Raw genomic sequence first — 13,609 nt, 5'->3', positions numbered from 1 at the left:
CTGCGGGACAATCCCGCCTCAATGAATTCCGAACGACCCGAGAGCCGGTTGCCTCAACCGGCTCTTTCCATTTCCTTTCCCGAATCGCTGCCCGTCTCGGCGCGGCGCGACGAGATCGCGCGGGCGATGGCCGACCATCAGGTCGTCATCGTCTGCGGCGAGACCGGTTCCGGCAAGACGACACAGCTCCCTAAGATCGCGCTGGCCATGGGCCGCGGCCGAGTCAACGGCGGCGGGCTGATCGGCCACACCCAGCCGCGGCGGATTGCCGCCAGCAGCGTGGCCAAGCGCATCGCCGAAGAGCTGAACACGCCCTTGGGCGATGTCGTCGGCTACAAGGTCCGCTTCCAGGACCGCCTCTCCAGGGGTGCCTCGGTCAAGCTGATGACGGACGGCATCCTGCTGGCCGAGACGCAGAGCGACCCGCTGCTGCGCGCCTACGACACGCTGATCATCGACGAGGCTCACGAGCGCAGCCTCAACATCGACTTCCTGCTGGGCTACCTGCGCGAGCTGCTGCCGCGCCGGCCGGACCTGAAGATCGTCGTCACCTCGGCCACCATCGACGCGGAGCGCTTCGCCAGGCACTTCGAGTCTGCCAAGGGCCCGGCGCCGGTGCTGATGGTGTCCGGGCGCCTGTTTCCCGTCGAGCAGCGCTACCGCCCCTTCGAGGAAAGCCGCGAGTACGACCTCAACAACGCCATCTGCGACGCCGTGGACGAGCTGTGGCGCGAGGGTGGGGGCGACGTGCTGGTCTTCCTGCCCGGCGAGCGTGAGATCCGCGAGGCCGCCGAGGCGCTGCGCAAGCACCACCCGCCGGGCGTGGACATCCTGCCGCTGTTCTCGCGTCTGTCCGAGGCTGACCAGAACAAGGTCTTCGAGCCCCACGGCGCGCGCCGCATCGTGCTGGCCACCAACGTTGCCGAGACGTCACTCACGGTGCCGGGCATCCGCTACGTCATCGACCCCGGCCTGGCGCGCGTCAAGCGCTACAGCTACCGCAACAAGGTCGAGCAGCTGCTGATCGAGAACATCAGCCAGGCGGCCGCCAACCAGCGCGCCGGCCGCTGCGGCCGCGTGTCCAACGGCATCTGCGTGCGGCTGTACAGCGAGAAGGAGTTCAACGAGCGCCCGCGCTTCACGGACCCCGAAATCCTGCGCTCGTCACTCGCCGGTGTCATCCTGCGCATGAAGTCGCTGCACCTGGGCGAGGTGGAGCGTTTCCCCTTCATCGAGGCGCCGCGCCCCAAGGCCATCGCCGACGGCTACCAGCTGCTCAACGAGCTGGGGGCCACCGACGACGCCAACGAGCTCACAGCCCTGGGCAAGGAGCTGTCGCGCCTGCCGCTGGACCCGCGCGTCGGACGCATGATTTTGGAAGCCCGCACCCGCGACGCGCTGACGGAGGTGCTGGTCATCGCGTCGGCCCTGTCGGGCCAGGACGTGCGCGACCGCCCGCAGGAGCAGGCTCAGGCCGCCGACGAGAAGCACAAGAAGTTCGACGATGAGAAGTCGGAGTTCATGGGCTATCTCAAGCTCTGGAAATGGCTGGGCGACAGCAAGGGCGGCGAGGGCGAGCACAAGCTGTCCCACCGCAAGCACGAGGCCCTGCTGCGCGAGAACTTCGTCAGCCCGCGCCGCGTGCGGGAGTGGCGCGATGTGCATTCGCAGCTGCAGACGGTGGTGGCCGAGCACGGCTGGCGCCTGAACCAGAGCCCGGCCACCTACGAGCAGGTCCACCTGTCGATGCTGTCGGGCCTGCTGGGCAACATCGGCCAGAAGAGCGATGACGAGGACTGGTACCTTGGCGCGCGCGGCATCAAGTTCTGGCGCCACCCCGGCGCCCACCTGAGCAAGAAGCCGGGCCGCTGGATCGTCGCGGCCGAACTGGTGGACACGTCACGGCTTTACGGCCGAGGCCTTGCGAACATCGAGCCGCAGTGGCTGCCGCCCATCGCCGGCCACCTCATTAAGACCCAGCTGCTGGAGCCGCACTGGGAGAAGAAGGCCGCCGAGGTCGTGGCGCTGGAGCGGGCCACGCTCTACGGCATCGTGCTGTACAGCAACAAGCGCGTGAACTTCGGCCGCGTAGACGCCAAGGCGGCGCGCGAGATCTTCATCCGCGAGGGCCTGGTCAACGACGACCTGCCCGAAGACCTCGTCAAGCAGTTGCCCTTCCTGGGCCACAACCGCCGCCAGATCAGCAAGGTCGAGGCGTTGGAGCACAAGTCGCGCCGCCAGGACGTGCTGGTCGATGACGAGCTGATCTATGCCTTCTACGAGGACAAGCTGCCGGCGCACGTGTTCTCCGGCGCCACGCTACTGAAGTGGTGGCGGGAGGCCAGCAAGGGCAATGACAAACTGTTGCAGCTCAGCCAGGACGAGCTGATGCGCCACGAGGCGGCCGGCGTCACCAGCGAGGCCTTCCCCAAGGTCATCCGCCTGGGCGGCGTGGACTGCGCGGCCAGCTATCTGCACCAGCCGGGCGACCCGCGCGACGGCCTGACGGTGACCGTGCCCATCTTTGCGCTCAACCAGGTCAGCGAGGAGCGCGCCGAGTGGCTCGTGCCCGGCATGCTGGCCGCCAAGGTGACGGCCCTGCTGAAGAGCCTGCACCAGAAGCCGCGGGCGCGGCTGACGCCGCTGCCGGACTTCGTGGCCGAGTTCATCGAGCTGCAGCCCTTCTGCCAGGGCGGCCTGGTGGACACGCTGCTCAGGGCCGTGAAGGACCGCAGCCAGATCGCCGTGCAGCGCAACGACTTCAAGCTCGAGCAGCTGGCGCCGCATCTGTTCATGAACTTCCGCGTGGTGGACGAGCATGGCCGCCAGCTCGGCCAGGGACGTCAGCTTGCCGCGCTGAAGGCGGAGCTGGGCGGGCAGGCGAGGTCGGCCTTCCAGGCGCTGGCGGCTTTGAAGCTGCCGGCCGCAGAAGCGCCACCCAAGCCTCAACCCGAACGCGGCATCCGCGCCGAGGTCGTCAAGCCTGCCGCGCCGGCGCGCGACGCCAGTCAGACCTATACCGACTGGACCTTCGGCGAGCTGCCCGAGCTGCTGGAGGTGCGCAAGGGCGGCCAGACGCTGATCGGCTTCCCGGCGCTGATCGACAAGGGCAACGCGGTCGAGATCGAGGTCTTCGACGAGCCCGAGGTCGCCGCCGCCAGGCACCGCGCCGGCCTGCGCCGGCTCATCGCGCTGCAGCTCAAGGAGCCGCTGAAGTTCCTGGAGAAGAACATCCCCGACCTGCAGCGCATGTCGGTGCTCTTCATGGGCCTGGGCACGGCCGAGGAGCTGCGTGACCAGATCATCGGTGTCGCGCTGGACCGCGCTTTCCTGGGCGACCCGCTGCCCACCGACGCGATCGGCTTCAGGAAACGCATCGAGGAAGGCCGCAGCCGCCTCAACCTGATCGCCCAGGAGGTGGCCCGCGCCGTGCATGCCGTGCTGCAGGAGCTGGCCAACGCCAGCCGCAAGCTCAAGGACTCGCGCCCGGCCAAGGACGTGGGCGACGACATCGCCGCCCAACTGCAGCGCCTGGTGCCCAAGCGCTTCGCGCTGGACACGCCCTGGGCTCAGCTGCAGCACCTGCCGCGCTATCTGAAGGCCGTCACGGCGCGGCTGGACAAAGCGCGCGCCGACGCGGACCGCGATGCCAAGCTGATGGGCGAGGTCAGGCCGCTGGAGCAGCGTTACACGCGCCGGCTTGCAGAGCTCAAGGGTGTGCGCGATGCTCGGCTGGACGATTTCCGCTGGCAGCTGGAGGAATTGCGCGTCAGCCTGTTCGCCCAGGAGTTGCGCACACCCCAGCCGGTGAGCGTCAAACGGCTCGATAAAGTCTGGGCCCAGATCGTGAGCTGATGCACGCCGGCCTTGTTCGTGGATGGCTGGGGTGGAAATCCGTCGCATTTCGACGCTTGGCTGCAAGCCTGGCCCGTCTAGCCTGGAGTCCAATGCAGGGTCACCAACTGTTACAGCCCCGCCCCGTCTGCCGTGCCTGAAACCAGCCCTGCCTCGACCCCGCTGCGGAGCTTCGGCCGCTTCGAGCTGCGCGCCCTGCTGTCCAAGAGCGCCCGCAGCCTGATCTGGCGCGTCTTCGACGCCCGCCACGGCCAGGAGCTGATGCTGTGCATGCCGCGCGAGAAGCCCAACAGCGCGTCGGCCCTGGAGCACTGGCTGCGCATGGCCCAGGGCGGCGAGCGGGTGCAGCATCCCAACCTCGCGCCGGTCTTCGAGATCGGCCAGGTCGAAAGCTGGCCCTACGTGGCCTACGACCGCGCCCTGGGCGAAACGCTGGACGAACGCCTGGCCCGCCAGAACGCCCCCCTGCCCATCGATGCGGCGGGCTGGATCGCCCAGCTGCTGGAGGGGCTGGCCTTCGCGCACGAGGCCGGCCATGCCCATCGCGACATCCAGACAGCCTGCGTGATCATCGACGCGCATGACAAGGTGCGTCTGGTCGGCCTGGAGGTCGCCCAGGAAGTCTTTCCCGCCACCGTCGACTTCAACGCCGTGACCCGCCGTGCGGTGCGCGAGTCGGCCGAGGAAGACGTGCTCTGCGTCGGCCTGCTGCTGCACCGCATCCTCAGCGGCAAGCCCGTGCTGGAGGAGAACGACCTGCAGCATGTCGTGCAGCAGATGCAGCCGGTGGGCCGCGAGCTGGTGCGCCTGGGCTGGGAGACGCCGCACCCCATCCCCGATCCGCTGCGCGCGATCTGCAACCGCGCCACCGACCGCCAGCTGCGCCAGCGCTACCACCTCGCGCGCAGCTTCTGGCGCGCCCTGGACGGCTGGCGTCAGGCAGCGGCCTACGACAGCGGCGGCCCCGTCGTGCTGCTGCTGGACAAGCTGCAGCGCGTCGGCCACCTGCCGACGACGACGTCCGGCCTGCACCGCTTCACGGGCGGCTCGGGCCTGGAGTCCCAGCACGCCAGCGCGTTGTCCGAGTTCGTGTTGAAGGACATGGCCCTGAGCCTGGAGCTGGTGCGCCGCGTCAACAACGCGCTCAAGCAGGCCGGCCACCAGGGCGAGACGGTGCTCAACATGCAGCGCGCCATCCAGATGCTGGGCCTCGATGGCCTGCAGTACGCAGCCAACTCGCTCAAGCCCTGGCCGGGGCCGCTGCCGCCGGTGGCCGCCGAGATGCTGCGCCAGCTGATGGCCCGCGTCACGAAGGCCGCCCAGGTCGCCCAGTCCCTGCGGCCGGCGGGCTATGACGCGGAGGTGGTGCATCTCATCACCGTCATGCAGAACCTCGGCCGGCTGCTGCTGCAGTACCACTTCCCCGATGACGCCCAGCAGATCCGCCAGCTCATGGTGCCGCCCGAGCCCACCGAGGAGCAGCCCAACCCGCCGGCCATGAGCGAGCAGGCCGCGGCCTACGCCGTGCTCGGCTGCGACCTGGACGCGCTGGGCATCGCCGTCGCCCGCCACTGGGGCCTGGGCGACGAGCTGCTGCAGATGGTCCGCCGCCAGCCGCTGGACGCCGCCGTGCACCCGCCGCGCAGCGATGCGGACACCATTCGCCTGACCTGCAGCTTCGCCAACGAGCTGATCGACGCTCTCGGCTTGCCCGAGGCGCGCCGCCGCCCGGGCCTGGAGATGGCTACGCGGCGCTATGCCAAGGCGCTGGGCGTCGGGCTGCGAGAGGTGATGGAGGCGCTCAACCCGGGGGCGCACAAGCCGCCGGCCGCTGCCGCGGAGCCCGGCGAAGACACCCAGCCTGCTGCCTCGCTGCGCGAGCGCCTGTCCGCCCGCGGCGGCTCCTGAAACGTTCACGATGACCGACGAACTGCCCCCGCAACTCGGCCGATTCCGCCTGCTGCAGCGCCTGGGTGAAGGCGCGCAGGCCACGGTCTGGCTGGCCCACGACCCCCTGCTGGACCGCGAGGTCGCCGTCAAGCTGCTCAAGCCCGCGGCCGAGCCCGGCAGCGTCGACGAATGGCTGCACGAGGCCCGCGCCGTCAGCCGGCTGACCCACCCCAACATCGTCCCCGTCTTCGAGGCCGACACCCAGGCCGGCCATTCCTACCTTGTCTTCGAGTACGTGTCCGGCGGCACGCTGAGCCAGCGCCTGCGCGCCGGCCCGAAGCTGACGGCGACCGAGGCCGTCACGCTGATGCTGGGCATTCTGGACGCCCTGACCGCCGCCCACGCGGCTGGCCTCGTGCACCGCGACCTCAAGCCCAGCAACATCCTGCTCGACGCCCGCGGCCGGCCGCGGGTGATGGACTTCGGCATCGCCGGGCGGGTGTCCACCGACGCCAACGCGACCTCGCGCATCGTCGGCACGCCCGGCTACATCTCGCCCGAGGCCGCGCGCGGCGCGGCGCCGCATCCGCAGATGGACGTGTTCGCGGCCGCGGTCATGCTGGCCGAAATGCTGAGCGGCCAGCGCCTCAACCACGACCCCGACCCCTGGCGCGCCATCCAGCGCGTGCAGACCACCAACCTGGTGCTGCCCTCGGGCCTGGACCCCAGCGTGGACGACGCGTTGCGCGCCATCGTGCAGCGCGGGCTTGCGCGCGAGCCCGCGGCGCGCTGGCCCAGCGCCGCATTGATGCGCGATGCGCTCGCTGCCTGGCTGCGCCCGGTTGCCGAGCCCGACGCCGAGGCGCAGCAGGACGCGCCGGTGCTGGACTTCCTGCTGCGCCGCATGCGCCACAAGAGCGACTTCCCGGCGCTGTCGGACGCCATCGGCCGCATCCAGCGCCTGACGCAGTCCGAGCACGAGAGCCTGGCCAGCCTGTCCAACGAGATCCTCAAGGATGTGGCGCTGACGCAGAAGCTGCTGCGCCTCGTCAACACGGCCCAGTACCGGCATGCTGGGGGCGGAGGCATCAGCACGGTGTCGCGCGCCGTAGCGCTGATCGGCTTCGCCGGCATCCGCAACCTCGCGCTGAGCCTGGTACTGCTGGAGCGCATGGAGAACAAGGGCCACGCCAAGCGCCTGCGCGAGGACTACCTGCGCTCGCTGATGGCCGCCGCGCTCGCGCGCGAGCTCTGCCCCAACCCGCGCGAGGCCGAGGAGGCCTTCCTCGGCGCGATGTTTCATCACCTCGGCCGCTCGCTCACCGAGTTCTATTTCCCGGAAGAGGCCGAGGCCGTGCGCCGCCTCGTCAGCCCCGCGGAGGACGGCCAGCCCGCACTCAGCGAGGCCGCCGCTTCTGCCCAGGTACTGGGCATGAGCTACGAGGCCCTGGGCCTGGGTGTGGCCCGGCAATGGGGCCTGCCCGACAGCCTGCAGCGCGCCATGCGCCGCCCGGTCGGCGAGCCGCCCACGCGCCTGCTGGAAGATGGCGTCGAGCGTCAGCGCTGGCTGGCCCGCGCCAGCAACGACATGGCCGACCTCATCCTCAACACGCCGCCCGAGCAGGCCCATGCCAGGCTGCGTGCGCTGGCCCAGCGCCATTCGCGGGCCCTGGGCATGAGCGCCGAGGCCTTCGAGCAGGCCGCCGACACCGCGCGCCAGCACCTCGCCCAGATGACCGAGGCGCTGGACCTGCACCTGCCGCGCGACTCGCGCGCCCAGCGGCTGCTGGCCCCGCTGACACCCTCGGCGCACGACTCCCTGGCCGCGCACGAGCTCGCACCCACGATGGTGATGGAGCGCACGCATGACGCCGCTGCTGCCGCCTCGCCCGCCGAGCAGGCCACGCAGCTGCTGGCCGCCGGCGTGCAGGACATCACCGACGCCATGGTCGACAACTTCCAGCTCAATGCGGTGCTGCGCATGATCCTGGAGACCATCTACCGCGCCCTGGGCTTTCGCCGCGTCATCTTCTGCCTGCGCGATGCGCGCGGCCAGGCGCTGACGGGACGGCTGGGCGTCGGCGCCGACGTCGAGCGCCTCGCGCCACTGGTGCGCGTGGACCTGACGGCCCAGCCGCTGGACCTGCTCGCTGCCGTCTGCCTGAAGGGCGCAGACACGCTGATCCAGGACTCCCGCTCCGCCAACATCTCGACGCGGCTGCCGGGCTGGTTCCGCGGCGAGCTGCAGGCGCAGAGCTTCCTGCTGCTGCCGCTGATGCTCAAGGGGGCGCCGCTCGGGCTGATCTACGCCGACCATGCCCAGGCCGGCGCCGTGCAGCTCGGCGAGAAAGAGCTCTCGCTGCTGCGCACGCTGCGCAACCAGGCCGTGATGGCCTTCCGCCAGGCCTCGGGCGCCTAACCCTACGGCGCCGTCAGGCGTTTCCGACACGCGCTGCCGCCGCCGGCTGACGGGGGCGGTGCGCGCCGTCGCGAATACTGGTTGGGCCTCGCCAGGAAACCCTGGCACCGGCGCACCCAGGTCTTGCGGTCGCCGGGTTGGTCCAACCAGCAGGAGTCCGCATGAACCTCCCCTCGACGTACCGCGCAACGGCGCTCGCCATCGCGACCGCCCTGGCCCTGGCCGCGTGCGCATCGCCGCCCCTGCCCAAGGAGCAGCTGGCGATCGCCAATTCGGCGGTGGACCAGGCCTCCAGCAACGCGGCCGACGCGCCGGCCGAGCTGGCTTCGGCACGCGACAAGCTGACCCGCGCCAATGCCGCCATGGCCGCCAAGGACTACGTGGCCGCCCGCCAGCTCGCCGACCAGGCCGCCGCCGACGCCGCCCTGGCCCAGGCACGGGCCCGCTCGGTGCGCTCCGACCGTGCCCTGAGCGAGCTGAACGAAAGCATCCGCCAGCTGCAGGCGCAGCTGAACCGCTCGTGATCCGAGCGACCTGACCCGAAAGAAGCACTGCCATGAAGAAGTACGCCACCGCCCTGACCACGCTGGCTGTCGCGGCGCTGTTCGCCGGCTGCGCCAGTGCGCCCACCGTCACGCCCCAGCTGGAGCAGGCCCGCAGCGCCGTGTCGCAAGCCTCCGGCGACCCGGCCGTCTCCAAGTACGCCGCGCTGGAGCTGAAGAAGGCCGGCGACTCGCTGCGCCGCGCCGACGAGCTGAGCGCCAGGCGCGAGTCGCCGGCCGACATCGACTCTGCCGCCTACGTCGCGATGCAGCAGGCCCGTACGGCCCTGACGCTGGCCAAGGCGGCCGCCGACGAGGACGCGATCAAGGCAACCGAGGCCGAGCGTGAACGCGTGCGCGCCGACGCCAACGCCGGCGCCGCCGACCGTGCTCGCGCCCAGGCGGCCATGGCCAGCGCCGACGCCGACAGCGCCCGCGCCAAGGCCGCGGCCGCCCGGACCGATGCCGCCAACGCCCAGGCCCAGGCCGCTGCACTGCAGCAGGAGCTCAGCGAACTGCAGGCCCGCCAGACCGAGCGCGGCATGCTCGTGACTCTGGGCGACGTGCTGTTCGAGTTCGGCCGCGCCGAGATCAAGCCGGCCGCACAGAACGCGCTCGGCAAGCTGGCCCACTACCTGAACCAGCACCCGGATCGCCGCGTGCTGATCGAGGGCTTCACCGACAGCGTCGGCAGCGACCAGGCCAACCTCGTGCTGTCGCAGCGCCGCTCTCGGGCCGTGGCCGATGCCTTGCGCGCGCGCGGCGTGGACCTCGCCCGCGTCGACACGCGCGGCTACGGCGAGGCCTATCCGGTAGCCAGCAATGCGAGCACATCCGATCGCGCGCTGAACCGTCGCGTCGAGGTCTACATCTCGAACGACAGCCAGCCGGTCCGGGTCCGCGGCTGATGCCGCTTCAGCGAAGGAGATTCACCATGAACAAGCACCGATGTCGCACCGTGGCCTGGCTGGCTGCCGTCCTGCTGGCACTGGGCACTGCCGCTCAGGCCGCCCCGCGACCCAGGAACCTCGACCCGCTGCGTCTGCAGTACGAGCGCGAGCGCGCCAGCTGCATGGCCGGCCAGACCAGCCAGCCGCGCGACGTCTGCCTGCGCGAAGCGGGTGCGGCCTATGCCCAGGCCCGCCGGGGCAGGTTGATCTCGCCGAACGACCGGCCCGAGCAGTGGGCGGCCAATGCGCTCAAGCGCTGCCAGGCTCAGCCTGCCGAGGATCGCGAGATGTGCGAACGCCGCGTGCGTGAGGGCCAGGTCAGCGGCAGCGTGGAGGGCGGTGGACAGCTGACGACGCTGACCGTGCGCTCGACCGACATCCCGAAGTCGCCGGGCGGCTGAGCGTGAAGGCAGGAGGGGGGGTGACGAGCCTTACCCCCGGCACTGGTTGCAACGCTTAGGGCTGCTTGGTTCCCCACCTGACCCGGTTGGGCGCGCTTCCATGCGGGGAGGCCCGTCGAGGCGCATTCTAACCGGGGAGGAACTGCCGGTTGATCGAAAGGTCCATCGCGAGGGCCAGCAGTGCCAGTGCGGTGAGATAGCCCAGCAGGTGCAGGCGGGCCTGGCTCATGGCCCAGTGGCCGCAGATCATGTAGCCCGCCAGCGCGACCAGCTTGGCGGCCAGCCACCAGTCGCGGGTCAGGCTGTAGCCGATGGAACCCCACAGGCTCAGGCCCGTGACGACGAGACAGGTGTTGACGCCGAAGACGAGCACCATCAGGCGCGCATCCTTGGCCAGCTCCTGCAGGCGCGGCGTGCCGAACTGGAACAGCAGGCCGCGCATGAAGAACAGGCCCACGCTGCACCAGGCCAGCAGCACATGCCACTGGACCATCTGCGTGTAGAACCAGCTCACGGGCTTAGCGAAGCGTCAGGTCGTCTTCGCTGAAACGGATGTTCAAGGGCTCGATCAGCAACTGCTTCTCTCCGGCCTCGACGGTGCCGGCCACCCAGGCGGCGATGCCGCAGTCGCGTGCGACCTGGGCCGTGCGCTCGGCGTCCCCGGCCTTCACGAAGATGGCGAAGCCGGCGCCCATGTTCAGCGTCGAGTAGGCCTCACGGTCGTCCTGGCCGGCCTGCTGCTGGATGAAGTCCAGCACCGCCGTCTTGGGCGGCACGGTGTGGATGCGGTAGGTCAGGGCGCTGGGGTGGCGCAGCAGCTTGCGCCAGCCGTGGCCGGTGATGTTGGCGCAGTAGTGGGGCGCGATGCCGGCCTTCCACAGCGCTTCGGTGACGGGCGAATACAGCGCGGTGGGCGCCAGCAGGGCCTCGCCATACGTCAGGCCCGGCTCGATCTCGGTCAGATAGCCCTGGGGCAGGCGCTCGGCCAGCTTGCGCGCCAGGCTCAGGCCGTTGGCGTGGATGCCGCTGGAGGCCAGCAGCACGATGGCGTCGCCGGCGCCCAGCTTGTCACCGACCGACAGGCGCTCCTTGGGGTTGATGAGGCCGGTGCAGGAGGCGGCCAGGTCGATGCGGCCGTCTTCGACGATGCCGGCCAGTGCCGGCGTCTCGCCGCCACCCCAGGCGACCTGGCAGGTGTCGCAGGCGGCCTTCCAGCCGGCCACCAGGGCTTGCGCGCGCTGGGCGTCGCCGAACCAGTCGCTGCCGCCGGCGGCCCAGTAGGCCTGCACGACCAGGGGCGTGGCGCCGACGGTGATCAGGTCGTTGACCGCCATGGCGATGGTGTCCTGGGCGATGCCGGCAAAGAAGCTCCTGCCGGTCAGACGGGCCATCTCGTCGGCCACCAGGGTCTTGGTGCCCAGGCATTCGACGATGGAGGCGACGTAGAAGGGGCCCACGTCCACGACATAGGCCGACTCGCCGCGCGAGGCCTTGACCTCGCTGAAGCCGTGGCCGGCCAGGTGGGAAGCGGTGGCGGCGGCGGCGCGCTGGGCCGTGATCTTCAGCGGGTCGATCAGGTCGTAGTTGACGCCGGCTTGGTCGTAGGTGAGGGGGGCTTGCGAGGTCATGGCGCGGGATTATCCCCGGTGGGCCCACCCATAGAATCTCCCTTATGAGTTATCAGGTCCTGGCCCGCAAATACCGTCCGCAGAGTTTCGAGCAGCTCGTCGGCCAGGAGCATGTCGTGCAAGCCCTGGCCAACGCCCTGACGCAGGGGCGGCTGCACCATGCCTACCTGTTCACCGGCACCCGCGGCGTCGGCAAGACGACGGTGTCGCGCATCCTCGCCAAGAGCCTGAACTGCACCGGGCCGGACGGCACGGGTGGCATCACGGCCCAGCCCTGCGGCGTCTGCGCGGCCTGCCGCGACATCGACTCGGGCCGCTTCGTCGACTACGTGGAGCTGGATGCGGCTTCCAACCGCGGCGTCGAGGAAATCTCGCAGCTGCTGGACCAGGCGGTCTACAAGCCGGTCGTCGGGCGCTTCAAGGTCTACATGATCGACGAAGTGCACATGCTCTCCAACACCGCCTTCAACGCGATGCTGAAGACGCTGGAGGAGCCGCCTGAGTACCTGAAGTTCGTGCTGGCGACGACCGACCCGCAGAAAGTGCCGGTCACCGTGCTGTCGCGCTGCCTGCAGTTCAACCTGCGCCCTATGGCGGCGGCGGACGTGCAGATGCACCTGACCAACGTGCTGGGCGCCGAGAGCGTGCCGGCAGAGCCCGGCGCGCTGCGGCTGCTGTCGCGCGCGGCGCACGGCTCCATGCGGGATGCGCTGTCGCTGACCGACCAGGCCATCGCCTTCGGCGCCGGTTCCTTGAGCGAAGCCGGCGTGCGCCAGATGCTGGGCAGCGTGGACCGCGGCCATGTCGTGGCCATCGTCGACGCGCTGGCGGCGGCCAGCGGCGAAGCCGTCGTGGCCCAGGCCGACGCGCTGCGCGGCGCGGGCCTGTCGGCCGCCGGCACGCTGGAAGACCTGGCCACGCTGTTTCAGCAGATGGCCCTGGCTCAGGCCGCGCCCGCGGCGCTGGACGACGCCGACAACGAGACCGCCGAGATCCGCCGGCTGGCCGCCGTGCTGCCGGCCGACGAGATCCAGCTCATGTACAGCATGGCCCTGCATGGCCGTGCCGAACTGCATCTGGCGCCCGACGAATACGCGGGCCTGTTGATGGTGCTGCTGCGCATGCTGGCCTTCCGGCCGGCGGGCACAAGCCCCAAGCCGGTCAAGGCCGCGGCGCTGGTGCGGCCGCCGGCGGTGGCCAAGGCTGTCGTGGCGGTGCCGTTGCCCAAGGTGGTGCCGCCGGCGCCCGTCGCTGTGCCAACCACCGCGCCCGTCGCAGCGCCGAAGACCTTCGCTCCGGCACCGGTCTCCGCGCCGCCCGCGGTGGCCGAGCCGGCCGCCCCCAGGCTCAGCGATCGCCTGCGCCCCAAGCCCGTCGAGGCCCAGGCCGAAGACGAGGTGATGGACTTCGATGGCCCGCCGCCCGACGACGCGCCGCCGCCCTGGATGGACGCGGACGACGCGCCCGCTTCCAGTGCCGCTGCCCCGGCGCGCGAGGCCGATGCACCACGCCGTGCCGAACTGCGCGAGACGCCCGAGGGCGCGCAATGGGCCGAGCGCATCGCGTCGGTCAACCTCGTCGGCATGACCGGCGAGCTGGCCCGCCAGGCCCAGGCCCTGGGCTGCGTGACCGTCGATGGCCGCGAGGTCTGGACGCTGCGCGTGGAGCGTGAGTCGCTGCGCGCGCCGGCCCTGGTCGGCAAGCTGGAAGCGGCGTTGAACGCCAGGCTGGACATCCAGGCCGGCGTGGCCGAGGACTCGATCGCGCTGCGCACCGTGGCCCGCGCCGAGGCCCAGCAGCGCGCGGCCGAAGACCTGGCCGCCCAGCATCCGATGACGCGGACGCTGTTGTCCCAATTCCCGTCGGCGCGCATCCTGCCGGGCTCCGTGCAGCCGCTGACTCCCTCTCTCTAGACAAGGACACG

The 13,609-nt window shown here is 70.6% G+C and carries 9 protein-coding genes and 1 other RNA gene; 7 read left to right on the top strand and 3 right to left on the bottom strand.

The window, feature by feature from the left end; genetic code table 11:
* Positions 1–21: 21 nt before the first annotated feature.
* From hrpA to AC07VX_RS22445, 6 genes are all read left to right on the top strand, one after another.
* Positions 22–3,855: an ATP-dependent RNA helicase HrpA gene (gene hrpA, locus AC07VX_RS22470; RefSeq protein ID WP_493167269.1), complete on the top strand. Its 3,834-nt coding sequence runs from the start codon at positions 22–24 to the stop codon at positions 3,853–3,855.
* 132 nt (positions 3,856–3,987) lie between these two features.
* Entirely contained in the window at positions 3,988–5,763 is a 1,776-nt protein-coding gene (locus AC07VX_RS22465; protein ID WP_493167268.1) for a serine/threonine protein kinase, read from the top strand.
* A gap of 10 nt (positions 5,764–5,773) precedes the next feature.
* Positions 5,774–8,164, top strand: a complete 2,391-nt coding sequence (locus AC07VX_RS22460) for a protein kinase domain-containing protein (protein ID WP_493167267.1) — start codon at positions 5,774–5,776, stop codon at positions 8,162–8,164.
* Between the two features lie 161 nt (positions 8,165–8,325).
* Positions 8,326–8,688 carry a DUF4398 domain-containing protein gene (locus tag AC07VX_RS22455; RefSeq protein WP_493167266.1) on the top strand — a complete coding sequence of 121 codons (363 nt, stop codon included), beginning with the start codon at positions 8,326–8,328 and terminating at the stop codon, positions 8,686–8,688.
* Positions 8,689–8,720: 32 nt separating this feature from the next.
* On the top strand, positions 8,721–9,614 hold the full coding sequence (locus AC07VX_RS22450; RefSeq protein ID WP_493167265.1) for an OmpA family protein: 894 nt from the start codon (positions 8,721–8,723) through the stop codon (positions 9,612–9,614).
* Between the two features lie 26 nt (positions 9,615–9,640).
* Positions 9,641–10,057, top strand: a complete 417-nt coding sequence (locus tag AC07VX_RS22445; RefSeq protein WP_493167264.1) for a hypothetical protein — start codon at positions 9,641–9,643, stop codon at positions 10,055–10,057.
* Between the two features lie 19 nt (positions 10,058–10,076).
* Here AC07VX_RS22445 and ffs read toward each other — a convergent pair.
* The 3 genes from ffs to AC07VX_RS22430 all read right to left on the bottom strand — a co-directional run bounded on the left by ffs (position 10,077) and on the right by AC07VX_RS22430 (position 11,685).
* Positions 10,077–10,174, bottom strand: an RNA gene (gene ffs / locus AC07VX_RS22440) — signal recognition particle sRNA small type.
* 10 nt (positions 10,175–10,184) lie between these two features.
* Positions 10,185–10,571, bottom strand: a complete 387-nt coding sequence (locus AC07VX_RS22435) for a SirB2 family protein (protein WP_493167263.1) — start codon at positions 10,569–10,571, stop codon at positions 10,185–10,187.
* A 4-nt stretch (positions 10,572–10,575) separates the two neighbouring features.
* Positions 10,576–11,685 carry an AIR synthase related protein gene (locus AC07VX_RS22430; protein ID WP_493167262.1) on the bottom strand — a complete coding sequence of 370 codons (1,110 nt, stop codon included), beginning with the start codon at positions 11,683–11,685 and terminating at the stop codon, positions 10,576–10,578.
* A gap of 44 nt (positions 11,686–11,729) precedes the next feature.
* Between AC07VX_RS22430 and dnaX the strand changes: the two genes are divergently transcribed.
* Positions 11,730–13,598, top strand: coding sequence for a DNA polymerase III subunit gamma/tau (dnaX, locus tag AC07VX_RS22425; RefSeq protein ID WP_493167261.1), 1,869 nt, complete (start codon positions 11,730–11,732; stop codon positions 13,596–13,598).
* Positions 13,599–13,609 lie beyond the last annotated feature (11 nt).

The organism is Roseateles sp. GW821-FHT03B02 (assembly GCF_059421025.1).
Note: the sequence above shows the minus strand (reverse complement) of the source record. Positions and strands in the feature narration are given on the sequence as shown.

Coding starts and splice junctions, on each gene's coding strand:
- hrpA (WP_493167269.1), top strand. CDS start 22: ATGAATTCCGAACGACCCGAGAGCCGGTTGCCTCAACCGGCTCTTTCC.
- AC07VX_RS22460 (WP_493167267.1), top strand. CDS start 5,774: ATGACCGACGAACTGCCCCCGCAACTCGGCCGATTCCGCCTGCTGCAG.
- AC07VX_RS22455 (WP_493167266.1), top strand. CDS start 8,326: ATGAACCTCCCCTCGACGTACCGCGCAACGGCGCTCGCCATCGCGACC.
- AC07VX_RS22450 (WP_493167265.1), top strand. CDS start 8,721: ATGAAGAAGTACGCCACCGCCCTGACCACGCTGGCTGTCGCGGCGCTG.
- AC07VX_RS22445 (WP_493167264.1), top strand. CDS start 9,641: ATGAACAAGCACCGATGTCGCACCGTGGCCTGGCTGGCTGCCGTCCTG.
- AC07VX_RS22430 (WP_493167262.1), bottom strand. CDS start 11,685: ATGACCTCGCAAGCCCCCCTCACCTACGACCAAGCCGGCGTCAACTAC.
- dnaX (WP_493167261.1), top strand. CDS start 11,730: ATGAGTTATCAGGTCCTGGCCCGCAAATACCGTCCGCAGAGTTTCGAG.